15 protein-coding genes are annotated in these 21,025 nt (G+C 59.5%); 8 read left to right on the forward strand and 7 right to left on the reverse strand.

The window, feature by feature from the left end:
- The first annotated feature begins 228 nt into the window (after positions 1–228).
- Positions 229–1,425 (forward strand): MFS transporter, encoded by a 1,197-nt coding sequence (locus M3436_00005; protein ID MDQ3562573.1) that lies wholly within the window; start codon positions 229–231, stop codon positions 1,423–1,425.
- A gap of 14 nt (positions 1,426–1,439) precedes the next feature.
- Here the strand turns inward: M3436_00005 and M3436_00010 are convergent, their stop codons facing one another.
- Together M3436_00010 and M3436_00015 are read right to left on the reverse strand one after the other, a co-directional pair.
- The gene (locus M3436_00010) at positions 1,440–1,787 is read right to left on the reverse strand and encodes a hypothetical protein (protein ID MDQ3562574.1); all 348 of its coding nucleotides are present in this window, start codon (positions 1,785–1,787) and stop codon (positions 1,440–1,442) included.
- A gap of 107 nt (positions 1,788–1,894) precedes the next feature.
- Positions 1,895–3,769, reverse strand: coding sequence for an SUMF1/EgtB/PvdO family nonheme iron enzyme (locus M3436_00015; protein MDQ3562575.1), 1,875 nt, complete (start codon positions 3,767–3,769; stop codon positions 1,895–1,897).
- 196 nt (positions 3,770–3,965) lie between these two features.
- Here M3436_00015 and hrpA point away from each other — a divergent pair, with 196 nt between their 5' ends.
- The 6 genes from hrpA (at position 3,966) to M3436_00045 (ending at position 12,431) form a co-directional block, all read left to right on the forward strand.
- Positions 3,966–7,826 (forward strand): ATP-dependent RNA helicase HrpA, encoded by a 3,861-nt coding sequence (gene hrpA / locus M3436_00020; protein ID MDQ3562576.1) that lies wholly within the window; start codon positions 3,966–3,968, stop codon positions 7,824–7,826.
- Positions 7,827–7,828: 2 nt separating this feature from the next.
- Positions 7,829–8,998, forward strand: a complete 1,170-nt coding sequence (locus tag M3436_00025; protein MDQ3562577.1) for a cation:proton antiporter — start codon at positions 7,829–7,831, stop codon at positions 8,996–8,998.
- A 792-nt stretch (positions 8,999–9,790) separates the two neighbouring features.
- Positions 9,791–10,351, forward strand: a complete 561-nt coding sequence (locus M3436_00030; GenBank protein MDQ3562578.1) for a Uma2 family endonuclease — start codon at positions 9,791–9,793, stop codon at positions 10,349–10,351.
- 22 nt (positions 10,352–10,373) lie between these two features.
- Positions 10,374–10,547 carry a hypothetical protein gene (locus M3436_00035; protein ID MDQ3562579.1) on the forward strand — a complete coding sequence of 58 codons (174 nt, stop codon included), beginning with the start codon at positions 10,374–10,376 and terminating at the stop codon, positions 10,545–10,547.
- 265 nt (positions 10,548–10,812) lie between these two features.
- Positions 10,813–11,037 (forward strand): PEGA domain-containing protein, encoded by a 225-nt coding sequence (locus M3436_00040; protein ID MDQ3562580.1) that lies wholly within the window; start codon positions 10,813–10,815, stop codon positions 11,035–11,037.
- Positions 11,034–12,431, forward strand: coding sequence for a patatin-like phospholipase family protein (locus M3436_00045; protein ID MDQ3562581.1), 1,398 nt, complete (start codon positions 11,034–11,036; stop codon positions 12,429–12,431). The genes M3436_00040 and M3436_00045 overlap by 4 nt, the downstream gene beginning before the upstream one ends.
- Here M3436_00045 and M3436_00050 read toward each other — a convergent pair.
- The 3 genes from M3436_00050 to kynU are packed head-to-tail and all read right to left on the reverse strand — an operon-like array spanning position 12,367 to position 17,961.
- On the reverse strand, positions 12,367–15,339 hold the full coding sequence (locus M3436_00050; GenBank protein ID MDQ3562582.1) for an FAD-binding protein: 2,973 nt from the start codon (positions 15,337–15,339) through the stop codon (positions 12,367–12,369). The two genes, M3436_00045 and M3436_00050, sit on opposite strands and share 65 nt — an antisense overlap.
- Positions 15,336–16,691 carry an FAD-dependent monooxygenase gene (locus M3436_00055; protein MDQ3562583.1) on the reverse strand — a complete coding sequence of 452 codons (1,356 nt, stop codon included), beginning with the start codon at positions 16,689–16,691 and terminating at the stop codon, positions 15,336–15,338. The genes M3436_00050 and M3436_00055 overlap by 4 nt, the downstream gene beginning before the upstream one ends.
- A 1-nt stretch (position 16,692) precedes the next feature.
- Positions 16,693–17,961, reverse strand: coding sequence for a kynureninase (gene kynU / locus M3436_00060; GenBank protein ID MDQ3562584.1), 1,269 nt, complete (start codon positions 17,959–17,961; stop codon positions 16,693–16,695).
- Positions 17,962–18,257: 296 nt separating this feature from the next.
- Here kynU and M3436_00065 point away from each other — a divergent pair, with 296 nt between their 5' ends.
- Positions 18,258–18,452, forward strand: coding sequence for a hypothetical protein (locus M3436_00065; protein ID MDQ3562585.1), 195 nt, complete (start codon positions 18,258–18,260; stop codon positions 18,450–18,452).
- A gap of 438 nt (positions 18,453–18,890) precedes the next feature.
- Here M3436_00065 and M3436_00070 read toward each other — a convergent pair whose 3' ends face one another.
- Together M3436_00070 and M3436_00075 are read right to left on the reverse strand one after the other, a co-directional pair.
- On the reverse strand, positions 18,891–19,808 hold the full coding sequence (locus M3436_00070; protein MDQ3562586.1) for a DUF4238 domain-containing protein: 918 nt from the start codon (positions 19,806–19,808) through the stop codon (positions 18,891–18,893).
- A 71-nt stretch (positions 19,809–19,879) separates the two neighbouring features.
- Positions 19,880–20,971, reverse strand: a complete 1,092-nt coding sequence (locus M3436_00075; GenBank protein ID MDQ3562587.1) for a hypothetical protein — start codon at positions 20,969–20,971, stop codon at positions 19,880–19,882.
- Between the last annotated feature and the right edge of the window lie 54 nt (positions 20,972–21,025).

The raw sequence follows: 21,025 nt of genomic DNA on the forward strand, positions 1-21,025 counted from the left end.
ATGAGTTACTCGATTTGTCCTGTTGGCGTCTCGACCGCAGCGGCTAATTCAAGCGGCCTTCTTTTCTGATGTCCTCATCAATGCCTTTAGCCCATGTATCCACACATTGGTGAGAAATGCGGGCTAGCCCCAAAGATAACAACGCATTACGGGCACCTCAAAAAATGCTTTTTTGCCCGAGGACAGCTTCGATCTCGCGATCCCCGTGCTATGTTTAACCGGCGACTGATGACGATGCCCTTTCTGGGCTTTGCTTCCGGGCTGCCGCTCGCGCTTACCTCCGGGACCCTGCAAGCTTGGTTAACGGTGGCGGGCCTGGATATTCAGGCAATCGGTTTTTTTTCCCTCATCGGAGTGCCGTATACGCTGAAATTTCTATGGTCGCCGGCGATGGATCGCTACACCCCCGATTTTCTGGGCCGCCGGCGCGGGTGGCTCATCTCGACGCAAGTCGTGTTATTGATTGCCATCGGATTCTTATCCCGCCTTAACCCTCTTGAGCATATCGGCTTACTGGCCTTCGCCGCGCTGACCATCGCATTTCTCTCCGCCTCCCAAGACATCGCCTTCGACGCCTACCGCGCGGATGTATTGCGCGCCCGAGAGCGCGGCCTGGGGGTGGCCTTGTCGGTGATCGGCTATCGGATTGGCATGTTGGTTTCAGGCGCGCTCGCCTTGATCATAGCGGATCGGATGGGATGGAGCATGACCTATCTTGCCATGGCGGCGCTCATCTTGATCGGCGTCGTGGCGACCCTCTGGAGCGAAGAGCCGGAGCGGCCCGCCGACGCGCCCGCGAGGATGCTTGACGCGATCGCGGAGCCGCTAAGGCAATTTTTCTCGCGCACCAATGCTCTGGCGCTGCTCGTGCTGATCGTCTTGTATAAATTAGGCGATGCCTTCGCGGGTTCCCTGACGACGGCATTTCTCATCGGCGGGATGAAATTTACGCTATCCGATGTGGGCATTATCAATAAGGGGCTGGGGCTCGGCTGTTCGTTGTTGGGGGTAGCCTTGGGCGGCGCCTTGATGATCCGCTGGGGAATGTACCGCTCGCTGGTCGCCTTCGCGGTGCTTCAGGGCGTTAGCAACCTCGGTTTTTGCGCGCTTGCCTGGCTAGGAAAAAACTACGCGCTGTTAGCCCTCGTCATCGCGCTCGAAAACCTGAGCGGCGGTATGGGAACCGCCGCCTTCGTGGCGCTGCTGATGGGACTGTGCGACCCGCGCTATACAGCCACGCAATATGCTTTGCTGTCCGCCATCGCGAGCTTGAGCCGCGTTTTCGTTGGTCCCGCCTCGGGGCAAATGGTTGCGGTGATCGGGTGGGCTAATTTTTTTCTGGTTACCTTCGTTGTCTCCCTACCCGTATTCTGGCTCCTCTATCGCGTGCGCTCGGATATCGCGACCCTCCACGCGGCTCGCTAAGGGATTATCCGAGCTCAATTCTTATAGCGCCGATTACCGAACCATGTGCCGTGCCTGGGCTTGCGCGGTTGATGCTGCCCTTGATGGTACCCGTCGTGATAACCTTCAGAGTAGCCGCGTTTATAGGGCGGTTGATACCCACCGTAGGGAGAAGGAGAATAATAGGGACGTGGTTGTTGGTAATATCCTTGGTAGGCGCCACCATTGTCCCCGCCGTAGATTTGGCGCTGGTAACCCTGATCGGTGCTATATCCGTATACCGAAATACCGGTTCGATCGCCGGCGATGGCTGCCATGGAAATGGAAGCCAACGCGCAGAGAAGGATGTACTTGAAGCGTGTGTTTCGCTTGTCGCTTTGCATGGTGCGGATCTCGCTATTTGTCGCTAATTCGACCCCAGCGGGTGGGTAAAGTTACCCGGGGCTCTTTTCGGGCCAGGTCGCGCTGAATAACCCTTGGGAAACAGGCACTAAGGCTCGCGGACGACGCGCAACCCGACATCATCGTAACGGCCGCCGGCATTGAGCCGAAAGCGCTTGCTCGAGCGCAGGGATTTCGCCGGCGTGCTGTAGGCGCCACCGCGGGCCACTCGCATTCTACACCCGGGCGTCTCCCAGGCGCTCCCATCGGTGGGAGCGCCCGTGTACGACGGATGATAGCAATCCTGTACCCATTCCAATACGTTCCCGGCGGTATCATGCAGACCGAACGGATTGGCCTTAAAGCTGCCGACGGGCATCGGTTGTTGAGCAGTGAGATCGCTACCACAGCCATAGCAGTGCGCCCTACCTTCTTCGATCTGGTAACCCCACCAGTAGGGCGTCTGCGTACCGGCCGCCGCGGCATATTCCCATTCCGCTTCCGTGGGGAGCCGGTAACGATGTCCGGTCGCCTGCGCCAACCAGCGCGTGTAGGCGACGGCATCGTTCCAAGTAACGAGGACCACCGGCGTTCGATCGCCGGTTCGTGCGGAACCGTTGCCCAACGATCTCCGTGTCGCCCGTGCGAACGGAGCATACTCGGCGTAGGTGACTTCGTGACGGCTCATCGCGAAGCGTTTGACGGCGACTTGATGCCGCGGGCCTTCGTCGGCCGCCGCCGCGGTTTTGGTGCTTCCCATCGGCAAGGAACCCTCCGGGATCCAGACCATCTCGGGTCCCTGGCGGCCGCCGCCCAGCGAGTCGCGAAAAACCTCGGGTGCGGCGAGAGGTACCGTCGCGCTTGATTCGCTTGGCTCGGCGGCCGAGGGATCCGTTTCAATATCCCGGTCCGAACCCGCTTGGGGTCGATCGATCTCCGGCGTCGTTAAGCCGGGCGCTAGCCCCTCACCGGCGGCCGGTTGATCCATAGCCACCGGCTCGGGCGGCGCCGCTTCGGGAGGAAAGAGGTCTTGCGCATACTTGAAGAGTAAGACCGCGATCAAGCCCAAGACCGCTGCGATGCCGGCTATGACGACTACCGGCCGGGCCCGCCGCGGTTGCGGGGCGCTCACTTCCGGTATTTCTTCGGTCGCCGGTAGCGCGGGGAGCGTGACGGCTTTGGTTTGAATCGAGGGGCGAGGCGCGCTTTTTACCGGCTCCGTGCGTTCGAGAACGTGGATGGTGAGCACGGTGGTGTTATCTTGGTGTCTTGCTTTGGCTTTATCCACGGCTTCGAGCAACCCGTCCACCGCGCGATTCGCTGATGTTGCCTCGGCACTGAGGGCCGCGATCTGATCCTCGGCTAGGGTATCGAGACCGTCGGTGGCGAGGATGACCTTGTCGCCCGGCAGGAGCTCCAGCGGCTCGCCGGGACAGTCGATCTCAAAAATATCCTCGCCGGTCAATGCGCTTAAGAGCATGTTTCTGGAGCTCCCCGGTTCGGGTTCCACGGGCTGGCCCAAAGCCGCCATGCGGTCCAGAAAACCGCCGTAGCTATGATCGGCGTTGGCCTTTGTCAGTTTGTGATTGCGCAAGAGGTAAATGTGGCTATCGCCGACACTCACGTAATAGAGATGAGAACCTGATAATACGGCGCTTGCCAAGGTGCATCCCATGCCTTGCAGGGCGCTCATTTCCTTGGCGGTGTCACCGATGACTTTGTTGGCGTGCGCTATCCCTTCGTGGAGTAGGGCTGGAATATCTCCTTCGGCATAGTGGGTGGTCACGTGCCGATTGAAGGTCTGTACCGCGAGATTACTGGCAAGATGACCAGCCGCATGGCCGCCCATGCCGTCGGCCACGATCAGGACGGCGTCGGCGCCGGCATCCGATTTCTCGCTGAGATACGTGATTAGAAACGCATCTTCCTGAGAATTGCGGCGGCCGATGATCTGTGATCCGGCAAGCTCGAACCGTACTGGCATCGTGGGCAATCGACCGGGCTTTAGACTTTTGTTATAAAGCGTTGGCGGGGGGTAATTTTAACTAGGTTAGTTTATCAAACTAAATAAAGCTATCGGGAACGGGCGTGTTGCTTGACTGATGACGCGGGATTATATGCGCGAAACATGCCTATCTGAATCCACTGATCGGTGTGGCTTTATGGCGACGAGCCAAATTATGGAAGCCCTTGAGCGCTTGGATCCAGCCATCGGGCAATGCATGCTGCGCGACCAGCGTCCGCTGCGACGCCGCTTGACGAGCGTGCGCGCCGCACAAGCGGCCGGCGGGGCGGATCCGAACGCGCTCGGCGCCCTCGAACGGCAGATACAGGCATCGATCGATACCGCCCGGCGGCGATCCGAAACCTGCCCGCGCGTGGAATTTCCGCAGTCCTTGCCGATCTACGCGCGCGTCGAGGATATCGCCAGTGCGCTGGCGTCGCGCCAGGTTATCGTCGTGTGCGGCGAGACAGGCTCGGGAAAATCGACCCAACTACCGAAGTTATGCCTGTCCTTGGGCCGGGGTATACGCGCCATGATCGGCCACACCCAACCCCGCCGGATCGCCGCCCGGACCATTGCCTCCCGGATTGCCGAGGAGCTTGGCGTCGGCGTCGGGCAAGCGGTCGGATTCAAGGTGCGTTTCCGCGACCGCGCCGGACCCGCGACCTATATCAAGCTCATGACCGACGGGATCCTGCTCGCGGAAATCGAAAGCGATCGCCAGCTTGAAGCCTATGACACACTCATCATCGACGAAGCCCACGAACGTACGCTCAATATCGATTTCTTGCTGGGTTATCTAAAAGATCTACTACCCAAACGCCCCGATCTCAAAGTGATCGTGACCTCGGCGACCATCGATCCCGAGCGCTTCGCGCGGCATTTCAACGATGCGCCGATCATTGAAGTTTCCGGGCGCGCCTATCCGGTGGAGCTTCGCTACCGGCCGCCAGAGAACCACGAGGAAGGCGCGGAGGATCGCGATCTGGGGCAAGCTATCGTGGCCGCGGTCGATGAGCTGTCGCGCGAGCCGCCGGGAGACATTTTGATTTTTCTTCCCGGGGAAAAGGAGATCCGGGATACGGCGGAGAGTTTGCGCCATCTACGCATGACCGAAATCTTAGCGCTTTACTCGCGCCTGAGCGCCGCCGAGCAAGACCGGGTGTTCACGGGCCACCCCGGCCGCCGCATCGTCTTGGCCACCAATGTGGCGGAGACTTCCGTCACGGTACCGGGTATCCGCTATGTGATCGATACCGGGCTCGCGCGCATCAACCGCTTTAATCCCAATACCAAGGTCCAGCGCTTGCTGACGGAGAGGATTTCGCAAGCTTCGGCGGAACAGCGCAAGGGGCGTTGCGGACGCTTGAGCGCCGGGATCTGTATTCGTCTGTACGCACGCGAAGACTACGAGGCGCGGCCGGAATATACCGATCCGGAGATTTTGCGTAGCAACATGGCGGCGGTGATTCTCAAGCTGCGCGCCTTGGGAATGGAGGAGCTTGAGCGCTTCCCGTTGCTCGATGCGCCGGACAGCCGCGCGATCAAGGCGGGCTACAAACTGCTGGAAGAGCTCGGTGCGACCGATGCCGCCAAGAGCCTTACGGCGCTGGGGCGGCAGCTTGCGCGGTTTCCGGTTGACCCGCGTATCGGGCGGATCATTCTGAGTGCGCATGACTATCAGTGTCTCGCGGAATTGTTGATCATCGCGAGCGCATTAAGTATCCAAGATCCGCGCGAGCGGCCGTTCGATGCTCGCGATGCGGCCGACGAGGCGCAGCGGCTATTTGCAGACCCGCGCTCGGACTTTCTTTGGTACCTGCGTTTCTGGCAATTCTATAGTGAGCAAGCGCGCCACCTCTCCAGAAACAAGCTGCGGACTGTGTGCAAGACTCATTTCGTCTCACCGGTTCGCATGCAGGAGTGGATCGAAGTCGAAGGCCAACTGCGGGCATTGGCGCACGATCTCGGTCTCGTGACCAACGCGGCGCCCGCCGATTACGATGCGATGCATAAGGCCTTGCTCACGGGCTTTTTGGATCAGGTCGGGTTTAAATACGAGAAAAACCAGTACCTCGGCGTGCGCGGCGCGAAATTTCACGTGTTCCCGGGTTCGTCATTATTCAAGAAATCGGGCGCGTGGATTGTCGCCGCGGAGATCGTACACACCTCGCGCTTATATGGCCGGACTGCCGCTGGGGTGGAGCCCGAATGGATCGAGCACGCCGCGCGCCATTTGGTGCGCCGCAGTTATTCGGAACCGCACTGGGAGCGCAAGACGGGACGCTGCAGCGCCTATGAGCGCGTCACGCTATACGGCTTGACCTTAATCACGAACCGCAAGGTCGACTACGCCGCGATCGATCCGGTCGAGTCACGCCGGTTGTTCATTCAAGCGGCCTTGGTTCAGGGAGAGTATGAATCGGCCGCGGCTTTCATGGAGCATAACCGGCGGTTGATCGCGGACATCGAGGAACTCCAGCAGCGCGCACGGCGGCTCGATCTGCTGGCCGACGAGCAGGCGCGTTACGATTTTTTCGATCAGAGGATCCCGCCGGACGTCTCTAGCGTCGCGAGCTTCGAACATTGGCGCGCCGGGATGGAACGGGATAACCCGAGCCATCTTTTTTTCAACACCGGCATGCTCATGGGTACCAGTGTGGAAACCGAAGAAAGCTATCCGTCGCGGCTCGTGATCGATGGTACCGAACTGGCTTTAAGCTATCGATTCGAACCGGGGCATGACGCCGACGGGCTGAGCGTCACGCTCCCGGTCATAGTGTTAAATCAAGTCCAAGAATCATTTTTTGACTGGCTGGTTCCAGGTTGGTTGCCGGAGAAAATCGCGGCGCTCATTCGCCTGTTGCCTAAAGCGCTCCGCAAGGATTTCATACCGGTCGAGCACTATGCCAACGCGTGCGCCGCTGCGTTGCGGCCGAATAGCGGCTCGTTAACAGAGGCCTTGGCGACGGAGCTTAAGCGTCTGATAGGCGTCCTGATCCCTCATGACGCATGGGACCTTAGCCGGCTGCCGGAGCACCTGCGGATGAATTTTCGCGTGGTCGATGGCGACGGGCGGATGCTCGGGGAAGGCCGACGGCTGGGCCCGCTGCAACGCCAGCTCGGCGATCGGGCGCGCACGGCGTTTTGCGCGAACTGGACGCTCGAACGCGAGCGCATCACCCGCTGGGATTTCGGCGAGCTTCCGCGGCAGGTGCAAACAAGCTCCGGCGGTGTCTCCCTACGCGGGTTCCCAGGTTTGGTGGATTGCCAGGACGCGGTAGCGATCCGGGTGTTCGACTCTGAGGAGCGCGCCGAGCGCGAGCATAGGCCCGGCTTGCGGCGTTGTTTCGCCCTGGAATTACCCCAGCAAATCAAATATCTGAAGAAAACAACGCCACGGATCGAGAAAGCGGTCTTGTTGCACCGGCCGCTCGGGAGTCGGGACGCATTACTCCGGGATCTCATCGATGCCGCTATCGATCGCGCCTTTCTGGGTTCGGCTGCCGAGATCCGGGCGGAAGACGAATTCCGAAAGCGATTAGCGCAGGGGAGCGGAGAGTTAATTCAAACCTTTGACGGCCTTGTCGATCTCGTGCTCGCCGTCTTAGCGGAGTGGCAGGCCGTTCAGAAGAAGCTCGCCGGCGCCCATCCGAGCGCGCAAGAGGACGTGCGCGAGCAACTGCGTTATCTCGTCCACCCCGGTTTTGTTTCCGCCACGCCCGCCGTTTGGCTGCCCGAGCTACCGCGTTTTCTCAAGGCCGCTGGTCTCCGCTTAGAGCGGCTCCAGCGTGATTTCTCAAAAGATCAACAACGCGCCGCCTCGATCACTATCCCCTGGAATCGATGCTTGGAAAGACTACGGGTTCAGGATAGCGCGCCGGAATTCATTCGCTACCGCTGGCTGGTTGAAGAATACCGGGTCTCGCTTTTCGCCCAAGAGCTTGGCACCTCGACCCCGGTCTCCGAAGCCCGGCTGAACGCACAATGGAACCGGGTCCAGGCGAGTTTGCCTGCCGCGGGACGAGTCGCCTAAAGATGGCGGGGGAAACTATCGTCTTTTCGCTCTTCCTCGTTTTCACAGGCGCGGCGTTTCTAGCCACGCTCGCTCTTTACGCCCGTCAGGCGATGCTGGTCGCCTACATCGTGCTCGGTGTAGTGCTTGGCCCGTGGGGTATCGGGCTGGTCTCGGATACCGCGTGGATCGAGGACGTCGCGGCGATCGGGATCATGTTCTTGTTGTATCTCATCGGCCTCAACCTCCCCCCGCAACAACTGTGGCGTCTACTCGGTGAGGCCTTGTGGGTGACCTTGTTAAGCTCGGTGGTATTCGCTCTGCTAGGGGGCGCTTTGGGGCTCGTCTTCGGATTGTCCCCCGCGGATGCCGCCTTTCTTGGCTGCGGGCTCATGTTTTCCAGCACCATCATCAGCGTTAAGCTGCTCCCGACGACGGCGCTCCACCATCGGCACACCGGACAGGTCATCATCAGCGTGTTATTGCTCCAAGACCTGGTGGCCATCGTGATACTGCTCCTTTTGCAGGGATATGGTAAAGGTGGACAGCTTGCCGTTGACATCGTGATGCAGCTTTTAGCCTTTCCACTGCTGGTGCTGATCGCCTATGCGCTCGATCGCCTAGTGATGGAAAGGCTCATCACGCGCTTCGATCAGATCCATGAATATATTTTTTTGCTTGCGATCGGGTGGTGTCTCGGCATCGCTCAGCTCGCCCATGTTCTTGGATTGTCCCATGAAATCGGGGCCTTCGTCGCCGGCGTCACCCTGGCCACCAGCCCGATCGCTGCCTACATCGCTGAGAGCTTGAAACCCGTGCGCGACTTTTTCCTGATCCTGTTCTTCTTTTCCCTGGGCGCCGCCTTCGATCTGGGCGCGCTGGGTCACCTCATGGTTCCGGCGCTAGTGATTGCCGGCGCTACACTGGTCGTAAAGCCATGGGTGTTTCGAGAGCTGTTAAAACGGGCCGGAGAACAACCGGATATTTCGCAAGAAATCGGCGTACGGCTTGGCCAGAACAGCGAATTCGCCCTCCTCATCGCGGTGCTGGCGGCGGAATCGAAGTTCGTCGGCGACGATATTTCATATCTGGTTCAGATCACGACCTTAATAACTTTTATCATCTCCTCGTATGTGATCGTGCTGCGGTATCCCACCCCTATCGCGGTCTCGGATCGGCTACGACGCGACTAGCACGCGTTCCTCACTGGAGCGCAGGAATTGAGGCAGACCGAGCTGAAGCGGTTGTTAGGACTTTGCGCACACGACCAGACTTTGTTCTGCGGAACGCCGACAAAAGGCTTCTACACTACCGGAGCGGGCATAACATTAGCGGACAGCGGGTGGTGTGATACCACAAGCACGATAGCCCTTATCAGTCATGACCGCCTTGAATTCACAGCGTCCTGTGTGCGAGGTGACATTAACGGGCGGTGCCTGTGTCGTTGCTGCGGACCGCGAGGGCTTTGATGGCTCCAAATAATCCCCTACAGCGAGGCGAAGTGCCTTCCAGCGTCTTACCGGAAAAGCGATGTGCATTCATCTCGGCTTTAATCTGGTCGGTTAGCGGCTTATTGAATAGAGGTGAATCAGATTCATCTGTGGAAATCTCCTTTCGTAGGACGCAAGTAACGCATCATAAGAGGAGTCTGCGGGAGCGCTGTGGACGGGAGGCTTAGAAGATTGAGTGATTCGCGATGCAGACCCACCATCCTTGAGTAGCGACCATCCGCCAAAAAGAATGGCTACTACTACGTATACGACCCACCAGCTGTCACCGCTACTCTTCTTGGCCTTTTCTTCGTGACCCGCTACGCCCTTTGCCGTTAGTGCGACACCTCGAGCCTGTGCCCGCCCCCTCGGCTTTGAAAGAGGATGGCGCATCGCGCTACAGGATTCTCGTTCCAGATGGTATGCTGGTAATAATCGATTATGCTTAAAGCGTTAGCGGGTTCCTTCTACTCATTCGTATCCGGAGCAAGCGTCATGGCGACTCCAGCGCCTCACGGCGGGAAAACGAGTCACACCTATGCGGACTACGCGGCACTGCCCGAAGGTGTGCCGTATCAGCTCATCGATGGCGGCCTTGTAATGACCCCAACCCCTGATACTTATCATCAGCGGGTTTCGAAGCAACTCGGGTTTTTACTCGTCGAGTTTATAGAGAAGACCTACCGGCTTGGCGAGGTGTTTCTTGCTCCCACCGATGTCTATTTCGGAGAAATGGAGGTTTACCAACCCGACATCATCGTCGTTGCCCAGGATCGGCTTAGCATCATCGGGGAGGTGAAAATCGAAGGGGCGCCCGACCTCGTGATCGAGATCCTGTCGCCCTCCACGGCGTACTATGATTTGCGCCACAAAAAATCCGTGTACGCGCGCTGCGGCGTCAAGGAGTACTGGATTGTCGATCCGATGGAGCACAGCATCGAGATCTACCAAAACGAGCAAGGAGCGTTGGCCCTCATCAGCTCCGCGGTGTCAACGGGGCAGGTGGAATCGAGGCTATTCTCCGGGCTAACAGTGATTCTGGAGCATGTGTTTTGACGCAGGATCATGACCGGCGCCGGTGCCGAACTCGATCCAGCGGTTCGGCCGGCTCGCGGCCGGACTTCTTGCGCGTCTCCATGGCGGCGTAAGGACCTACCGCTCGGACAGCCTTCGCGCTCAGATCGCTCAGGCCGGGGAGCTTCCGGACGTCAACGGGCTGCGCCGGCGGTTCGGGATGCAGCCCGATTTGTGAGGCATGGCGGCTCCATTCGCTGAGTGACCCGAGTACCGGACCCGACGCATTCTCGTGCTACCAGCGGATGGGCTGGAGATCCGCTACCGACATGGCGATCTCAGGCGGCGGCCTTGCCTGATAGGCCCCGGTCTTCACGCGTCGACTCATCGAAAAGACGGTTTATACTTCCTGTGCGTCATCGCCGCCGAACCGGCGCTTGACCTGGGGTTCGTGTCGGAACACCATATCACCCCGCTCGTGCAATAACCGCGCGGAGTCCGTTATGGACGAATTCGTCACAGTCACTTTCCCCGGCCGGCGCCAGGTGTATGTCGACGGCAACCCCTGCGGTTTCACCAACGATGTCATCCAGGTGCAGACCGGCACCCATACCTTCGATCTGGGCGTGCTGCGGAACTACCAACCGTCCAGCCAAACCGTCAGGGTAACGGGCACGCTTGCGCCCCTGCCCATGATCATCGCGTTCCAGCCCAGAGGCCTTAAATGACGGCCCGCGCGTGGCGATCGGCGGCCGTGGCGCTGGCGGCGTTCCTCGCCGCGGGCTGCGCGAGCTTTCCCGAAACCGGACGGCTCGACAAGTACGATCCGGACAAGGGCTACCGCTACGAACGGCTGGAAGCAAACGGCAACGACGACGAGCTGTTCGTCGTCCTGGCCTTCTCCGGCGGCGGCACACGTGCCGCCGCGTTTTCCTACGGCGTGCTCGAGGAGCTGCGCAAAACCACGGTCACGATCAACGGCGAGCGGCGCAACCTGCTCAAGGAAGTGGACATGATCTCGTCCATCTCCGGCGGCAGCTTCACCGCCGCCTACTACAGCCTGCGAGGCGACGAGATCTTCCAGGAAGGGGCGCGCTTCCAGCGCGACTTCCTTTATCGCGACGTCCAGGGCGAGCTAATCGGCAACCTGTTCAACCCGTACAACTGGTTGCGCCTTGCTTCGCCCAAGTTCGGGCGTATCGAACTCGCGACCGAGCTGTACCAGGAGCTGTTGTTCGACAAAGCCACCTTCCGCGACCTCGAGCGCCAAGCACGCAAACCCTACCTCATGATCAACGCCACCGACATGACGAAGGGTTCGCGGTTCACCTTCGTGCAGCCGCAGTTCGATCCGCTGTGTGCCGAACTCGCCACGGTTCCGATCGCCCGCGCCGTGGCCGCCTCCTCCAATTTCCCGATCGCGTTCACGCCGCTCACACTCAACAGTTACCCTGGAAGCTGCAACTATACCGAGCCGCCGTGGGTCAAGAATGCGCTGAACGATCTCGATGTCAACCCGCGCCGTTACTACAGCGCCCGCCTGCTGCGCACCTATCAGGAAAAGAACCGCGGCTACATCCACTTGCTCGACGGCGGCGTGGCCGACAATATCGGGCTACGCGGGCCGCTCACATCGCTGACCTCCGGCGACGTGACCCCGAGCATCCTGAACAAGCTCAATAACAAGCAAATCAAAAAACTGGTGGTGATTGTCGCGGACGCCAAGAACGAAACGTCGAACGCGGCCGACCAATCGCCCAGCGCCCCCGACCTGCCGACGGTGGTCAACTCCATCGCCACAGTCCCGCTCGACAACTACTCGTTCGACACGCTGGAACTGCTGCAGCAGGTGTTCCGGGAGCGCGACAAGAACCAGCGCCTGCAGCCCGGCCTGCATCAGGTCGAGATCTATCGCATCTACATCGGCTTCGACCAGATCAAGGACGAGGCCGAGCGCGCGCGCTTCTTCTCCATCGCTACCTCGTTCGACCTACCGAAGGAACAGGTGGACGCGCTGCGCCGCAAGGGCGCGGAGCTGCTCCGGCAATCGCCTTGTGTCAAGGCGCTGCTCGAGTCCGGGTCGGCACCAGAGCAACCGGGCGCCTCGCGCCTGTGTCCGTAAAGCCCTCCACGGCGTGCCACAGCAGCTCGGCCGGGTGGTAGGCCCGCCGGCCCGTGCCGTCGGCGATCTGATGGCGGCAACTGGTGCCGGGCGCGACAATCAAGGTCTCTGTGGCGGCGGCGCGGACCGCTGGAAAGAGCACCAGCTCGCCGATCCGCATCGATACCTCGTAGTGCTCGCGCTCGTAGCCAAAGGCGCCGGCCATGCCGCAACAGCCGGAGGGAATGGTCTCGACCTTAGCATGCGGCAGGATCGCGAGCGCATCGAGGAGCGGCTGCATGCCCGCGAGTGCCTTCTGGTGACAGTGCCCATGAACCAGAATATGGCATGGGTCCTGATTGAAGGCTAGCGCGCCGAGCGTACCTGCCCGCGACTCCCCGGCCACGAATTCCTCGAAGAGCAGGGTCCGCCCCGCAACGGTCCGAGCCTGCGCGCGCAGGCGGCTCGCCACCAGATCGGGCGCTTCATCGCGGAAGGTGAGGATCTCCGATGGCTCCAGACCCAAAATCGCTGTGCCCTCGGCCGCCTGGGGATAAAGCCAAGCGATGGATCGGTTAAGGATCCCCTTAGCCTGACGCAAGAAGCCCTGACTGATCTGAACGCGGCCGGATTCGATTCCTCGCGTGAGACCGACTCGATAGCCCGCGCGCTCGAGAAAGCCCACGGCGGCGCTGCCGATCCCGGGTTCATGGAATTCGGTGAATAGATCGTTGAACAGCAGGACGTCACGCCCCGCGCCGCTCGATGCCCGCGGCTCGCGGGTGCTAAACCAGCGGCTAAAGGTCTGCCGGGCGAGGGCCGGGATCCGGCGCTTTGCGTGGATCCCGAGCAGCCGTTTGACCCACATGTGATTGATCAACGCCGTTGCCGCATCCGGGAAACGGGCCGCCATCCGGTTGAGCCGCCCGAACCCGCCCAAGACGCGCGCCCGCAGCGGCACACCGTGGCGATCCTGATAGTGCTGCAGGAACTCGGCCTTCATGCGCGCCATATCGACGGCCGCCGGGCACTCCGATTTGCAGCCCTTGCAGGCGAGACAGAGATCCAATACCTCACGCAGCTCCGCGCCGGTGAGGCCGGCGAGCGGATCGGGCGAGCTTAGTACCTGGCGGAACACATTGGCGCGTCCGCGGGTGCTGTGCTTCTCCTCCAAGGTCGCCATGTAGGAGGGACACATCGTGCCGCGCCCGGCGCGCTTCCGGCAAGCGCCCGCCCCGTTGCATTTTTCCGCGGCGCGCAGGAATCCTTGATCCGCGCTCCAGTCGAAATAAACCGGGATCTCGGCGCGCGGAGCCTTGACGCGCAGGTCCCTGTCGATGGGAAACGCAGCCGTCACCTTGTGCGGGTTGAAGATCCCCTCGGGATCGAAGACGGATTTGATCCGGCACAGGATCTCATAGATTTCTTTCCCCAACATGCGCGCCACGAACGGCCCGCGCAGCCGCCCATCGCCGTGCTCCCCGGAGAGCGATCCGCCGAGCTCCGCGACCAGATCCGCGACTTCCGCAGCGAGCGCTTTGAATTTCTCGATCCCTTCAGGTTTCTTGAGATTAAGCTCGGGGCGTAAATGCAATAGACCCACCGAGGCATGGCCGTAGTAGACGCAACGCGTCTGGTATTTCTCCATCAATGCTTGGATACGGCGCACATACGCCGGGAGCTCAGCCACCGCCACCGCCGTATCCTCGATCACCGTCACCGCCTTCACATCCCCGGGCACGCCCATGAGCAGACCGAGACCGGCTGCACGCAACTCCCAGACCTGGCTCATGCGCGGCGGACCCACCACCGGAAATGCGTACCCGATGCGTTGAAGGTCGTTAACAAGATCGCTCGCGCGCCGCGCTAGCTCCTTGGTGTCAGCGCCGCATAGCTCGATGATTAAGACCGCTTCCGGATCGCCTTCGATCCAGAAGCGGTTATGGCGTTGTTCGAGGTGGCCGCGGGTCGGTTCCAGGATGCGCCGGTCGATAAGCTCGACCGCCGCCGGCTCATGGCGCACGGCCACCAAGGTAGCGCGCAGCGCGCCGTCGAGGGAATCGAAGTGGGCGCAGACCAGCAGCCGGGACGCCGGCTTGGTCACGAGATTGAGCATGGCCTCGGTGATGATCGCCAGCGTGCCCTCGCTGCCGCACAGAAACGGGGCCAGGTTAAACTCCGGCCCCCCGGCGGCCCAGGGCTGGCCGCGCGCCAAGACATCCAAGGCATAGCCGGTATTGCGCCGGAGCACGTCCGGGCCCGGGTAACGATCCAGGATCAAAGCACGGTGGTCATCGACGGCGTGGAATAGCGCGCGGTAGATGCGGCCTTCCAGCGTGTCCAGGCCCAGCTTTTCCTGAAGTGCATTTTTATCCAGCGCACCGAAACGCGTGACGCTCCCATCGCCAAGAACCGCCTCGACTTCCAGCACGTGATCGCGCGTGGTGCCATAGAGGATGGAGTGGGAGCCACAAGCGTTGTTGCCTATCATCCCGCCGATCATGCAGCGGTTGGCGGTGGAGGTATCCGGCCCGAACATGAGCCCGTTGGGTGCGAGAGCGTCGTTGAGGTCCTCCAGAATCACCCCCGGCTGCACCCGCACGCGGCGCCGCTCGCAGTCGATCTCCAACATCTCGGTCATGTGGCGCGAGACATCGACCACGAGGCCGTTGCCAACGCACTGGCCCGCGAGGCTCGTCCCCGCGGCGCGCGGAATCAGCGGGATCCGATGGCGCGCGGCGAAGCGCACGATGGCCGCGCAGTCCGCGCCGTGCCGCGGCCGGACGGCGGCAAGCGGGAGCTCTTGGTAGGGTGAGGCATCGACCGCATAGAGCATGCGCGTGACGGAGTCCACGTGCACCTCGCCGTCGATCCGGGCCGCCAGTTCCAACAATAACGGGCTCAGATGTTCATTACCCGGGTTGCTCATGGAGGGTTCATGTCACCCGATCTTTCTTTAATCAACCGATCGGCATGGGCATAATTCACGTCGTCCAAATCGTGGATGCTCGCGGTGAGCGTTTCCAATATCTCGTCTTGGATGGCGCCCCGGCGTTTGGCTTCGGCGTAGGGAATACGGTGGAACATGACCATCGAATAGCGGGGAATGAAGCGATCCGGATACCGGTCCTCCAACCGCCATGCGAGCTCTTTTTGCAACTGGAATTTCGGATCTCGCACGCTGCTGCGCATCTCCAGGTAGTTCTCCAGGGAAAGGTCCGCGATGGCGTCGGCATTGGGTTTACGCATGTCCTCAAACTCGGCGAGGGCGCTTTCCCAATCGTCACCCGACCGCGCCAGGCAGTCGTTGAGGGCGCCGCAGTCCTCGAACGCGCAGTTCATCCCCTGACCGTGAAAGGGCACGATGGCGTGCGCGGCATCGCCCAGGATCAGCGCCTCATCCCGGAAATGCCACGGACAGGTGCGAATGGTGCTCAGCCTGCCGGTCGGGTGATGGAAGAACTCTCTAGCGAGGCGCGGCATGAGGGCGAGGGCGTCGGGGAACTGCTGATGGAAAAACGCACGCAACCGCGCCCCGTCGCAGAGCGCCGCGAAACTCGGATCTCCTTCCAGAGGCAAGAACAGGGTAGCCGTGAAGCCGCCGCCGAGGTTCGGAAGAGCAATCAGCATATGATCGCCGCGCGGCCAGATATGCAGGGCGTTGGCTTCCATCCGGAAGCTTTGATTTTCGCCCGCCGGGATGCTCAATTCCTTGTAGCTATGGGCGAGCGGTTCCTCCTCGCAACGGCCCGAGGCCGACTCCAGAATGGCCTGACGGATCCGAGACTGTATGCCGTCACAGCCGATGATCCTATCGAAGTCGATCTCAAATTCCTTGCTGTCATCCCGCAGGCGTAACCGGTGGCGTTCAAGATCAACGCCCTGGCAGCAGTGATTGAAACGGATCGCGACCCGGCCGCTGGCCTCGGCGGCCTCCATGAGGAGCGCGGTGAGCCCGCTGCGCGATACCGAGTAGATCACCTCGTGGGGTTTGTGCCCGTAGGGTTGAAACTGAAGCCCGCCGCCGTCGGTGTGAATCATGCGGCCGCGCATGGGGATCAAGAGCGGCTTGACACGGTCCTTCAGCCCGACCTCGGCGAGCGCGTGCATACCGCGATTGGCGAGGGCGAGATTGATGGATCGCCCCGCCGGGATCCGCATCCGCCGCAGATCGGGACGGCGTTCGTACACGGTGAGATCATATCCGCGCCGCGCCAGGTAAATACTGAGCAACGCGCCCGCCGGGCCGGCACCGATCACCGTGATGCGCTTCGATCGCATGTTAGAAACTCGCTTTTAGGATTTCCACGAACCGGTAGACCTCCTCGAAGCGGTTGTAAAGCGGTACCGGAGCTACGCGGATCACGTCGGGCTCGCGCCAATCGCAGGCAACACCGGCCGCGGTGATTTTTTCAAACAAGCCCCTTCCGTGCGTCGCTTCGACCCTCAGCGAGAGCTGGCAGCCACGCTGGTAAGCCTCGCGCGGGGTGATGATCTCGATTTTATCCGTTAGCGTGGCTTGCAAGAGAAACTCAAGATAACCGGTGAGCGTCTCTGACTTTTTTCGCAGCGGTCCCATGCCGCCGGCCTCGCTGAAGACCGCGAGCGAGGCGCGCATCGCGGCCAGGGAGAGGATCGGCGGATTGCTGAGTTGCCAGCCTTCGGCGCCGGGGATGGGCCGGTACTCGGTACCCATCTCAAACCGCGTCGATTTGTCATGACCCCACCAGCCCGCGAAGCGCGGCAGATCCAAGCGCTCCGCGTGGCGCTCATGGACAAAGCAGCCGGCCACCGAGCCGGGTCCCGCGTTGAGGTATTTATAGCTACACCAACAGGCGAAATCGCAGCCCCACTCGTGAAGTCTTAAGGGGATATTCCCAGCTGCGTGGGCGAGGTCGAAACCGGCCACGCAGCCTTGCCGATGACCGAGCCGGACGATCTCGGCGATATCGAGCACCTGGCCGGTGTAATACTGGACACCGGGAAGCAATATCAATGCGATCGCCGCGCCTTCGCGCTCGATCAAGTCCGAGATATCTTCAAGTCGGAGGCAGTCCTCACCGGGTCTCGGCGTGGCCAAGAGCAGCGATCGGGCGGGATCGAAGCCGTGGAACCGGATCTGTGATTCGACGGCGTAATGATCAGAGGGAAAGGCGTTTTTCTCGATCAGGATCTTGTGGCGCCCGGTGTTCGGGCGGTAGAAGCTCGCCATCATCAGGTGCAGATTGACCGTAAGCAAGTTCATGGTCACGACTTCCCGCGGCTCGGCCCCGGCGAGCCCGGCCGTCTCCGCGGTCAGAAACTCGTGATAAGGCATCCAGGGATAGCGGGATTCAAAATGCCCCCGAACCCCCAAGCGCCGCCATTTTTCCAGCTCCTCGATCACATACGCCTGGGTACGCCGCGCCTGCAGCCCCAGCGAATTCCCGCAAAAATAGATCTCATCGGCACCGTTTTCCTGTTTCGGGAGATGGAACTCCGCGCGAAAGCGCGCCAATGGATCACCGCGATCCTGTGTTTGGGCGAAGTCGAGTCCAAGCCGATAGGTCATATCACTCGCTGCGGTTCTGCTAACCAATTACGGCAAAGGGGGTTTGTTAACACGTTACGGAAAAACGACGGGGCTATTCTTTCCCGGGGGCAGCCGTTTTTGCAGCGAGCCGCGCCAGCTCACGGTCCCGAAAGTATAGTAGACTTTTATAGTGAATGCGCGAATGAAGGGTCACGTTGAAATACAAGTAACTGGCTTTTCAAGACCAGACATCGTCCGCGTTCGGCAATATCGATACTCGCGGTCGACGTTGTCACGAGGCGGCATAAAATTTCGCTTCTCATAGAGAGTTTGTTATGAGCCCGACTGAACAGTCTTTTAAACGCCGTGCCTATGCCTCGGTCGACCAATTGCCGGAGACAGCCGATTGGAAGGATTTGGCCTACGAAGCCTCCGTCATGCAGGACATCGAAGAAGGACTACGCGATAGTGAGGCGGGCCGTGTTACCGACAATGCTATTGTGCGTAAGCGATTCGGCCTTCCTGAATGAGGGCGCATTGGACTGCCAAATCCCTACCGCGCCTGCAACAGATCCACGCCCATATTGCGCTTGTTCAGCCGCTCCGCCTCCGCGGGTTCCACGAGGAACAATTTTTACTCTGACCCCGAACTCTCCCCGAACTCCCCAAGCGACCCGCGAGGATGTCAGCCTCAATCTTCCTATCCCACTGGTCCGCCATGAACTCCTCAAACCACTGCGAGAACGAGGGTAGATGCGCCACAGCAGCTTCTAATTCTTCAATGTTCATATGATAAACGTGCCTTTCAACAGTTATTGCCGCAACACGCCCAACGACTGAGATCGTAGCCTATAGACTCCTCCCCTCCTAAACGGCATCGTGATGTGCCAAAGTGGAGATGAAACGACCCACTTAAACGAAGAGGAGGAGTCCATACCATTAGGCTACGATTTCTTGTAAGACCGCAACTAATTCAGACTGGACAAACCCCCGCTTCGCAAGACCACGACACTTGCCATTTTGCTGTACACCTGCCGGTCGGCATGGTAAACCGTGCGACTGTTGATGGCCGCGACCTGTTCAGTTCGCGCCTCGAGTCGCGGCTGAAGTGGGTCTTCGAGTACGCCCAATAGAGCTTGGCGAGTATTGAGAGGAAACGACACTTCGGTCTGGGGCAACCCATAGCCGATCGGACCGCCTCTTTCGGGGTCCTTAAAGACGGGGGTAACTGGATGGTCGCACGTCACGAAGTCCGGAGCATCTGTAGCCGCCGTCACAAGCGACCAATAGCGAGACCCTAGCAACCCCAACGCATTCTCGAAGCCACCGAACTCGAGCGACAAGCTCTCGCTTGTGCTGACAGTTACGGTGTACTGATCGTCCTCGATGAACTTTCTCATTGCCTCGAATGACACCTCGGCGTCCTGCCGAATGAACCCGTCCCCTTTGGCCTTCGCGAAGTGGTGTTCAAAAAGCCGCCTATCGGAGGTAAGCATGTCACCAATGACGCGAACCGTGTGCCGCCTTGCGGTGTTCATAGCTCTCCGGCTTTTCGGGTTGCGCACGACGAGCAGGGCCATCAAATTAACCACGTAGCTGAGTTCCTCATCGGCCGGCAACTCGCCGCTCGCTTGAATCCCGCGAATTACCGAGATGGCCCTGCCTTCGAACTCGCCCAGCTGCCGCTCCAAAGTGTCTGGATCGTGGCCGTCCGCCTCTATGCGATTAAAGTCGCGCTCAGCGCCAACGTTTCTGGGTTTCGTCTGAAAGACCAAACGGGACACGAGGTCCGACACAAAGAGCTGACCCTCGCGCGTTCCATCCCCTGTGAAACCTGCAAGGTAACCTTGCGGGACGAAATGGTGATTCCTGGCGAACTTCTTCACAGCTTCTTTGCGGTCTAACAGCTTGGCTCAGGTGCGCGGTAGCGCGTCACCCTGCAGCCGATTGTTAGGGGTTACACACTTTGACCCGGCGCGGTGGATGAACCTTCTGTCTTGTTTGGCCTTCTTCTTGTGCTCTTTCCAAGTGTATAGGCTACCAAGGTAACACCAAGCGCCACACCAATTAATTGATTGGCTTTCACTGCAACCCACCCTAGCCCCCAGAATGTAATTGAGGCGATCAAGGCAACCACCACCATCGCTATAGCCAACGAGAATACTTTAGGCGCCCGGGATAAATAACTCCACAGATGGATCATAAACAATAGAAGAAAATGAGGAACCGTTTGATATTCTACGACAACCGTCCCCACACCTATGGTCTCGTTTGCCCAAATAGTCACCGCGACCATTAGTACGGAGAGAATCATTATTGTTAGTGAATAGCCTTTAGCTGCTCTACTGACAAAGACATCGAAATATCGCTGGTAGATAATACTTACAATCCAAGCACAGACCATCATCACCGACAGCCAAATGGATATATCTATGATCTGTCCTTTCGAGAACCTGCTTCCTTTCTCGGAATATGCAACCACTCCATATTTGTCGGCAACAGCTTTCCGCATGAGTTCCATTTGGTTTCTAAACTCGATCCAGTACTCATTCCCTAGATCGATGAGCCGTCCAGATATTTTCAATGAAACAATGCAACTCTCTGTGGCCACGACATCCATTCCCAAATCTCGATAGTCGTAACCTCCATCTTTATATTCTCGTGTCGTATACATCGTTAGGGGATCGTCGTCCCCGAAATTCACATTAAATATTTGACCTTGCCTTGATGCATTAATAGCTGAAACGTCGGCTGCTTTGCGCAATAATATTCTGACTTGCTCGCGCGAGAACGTATCCCGAGTCTCTTCCGTAGGGCTCCACCCCAAACCTACAAAGAAGTATGGGCTCTGCGATGCATACGCTTGCTTCAAATTTGGGAGTGACGCCTCCAGAGCTCCCCACAAATTTCCGTCATTTCTCGCCTTGCTTGTAATCTCTTCTGTGTACTTAGCGAATATCGGTATTTCTTCTCCAAGGTAGGCGAAATCACATTGCTCCTTGTTATTAGAAGCCTGAACATGGAAGGCGATAGCGCAGATGGCCAACATGAAACATAGTCGGAAAACAAGTCTATAGTTCATTATCATCTGTAATCGCCCTCC

This window comes from Pseudomonadota bacterium (genome assembly GCA_030859565.1).
GTDB lineage: Bacteria > Pseudomonadota > Gammaproteobacteria > JACCXJ01 > JACCXJ01 > USCg-Taylor.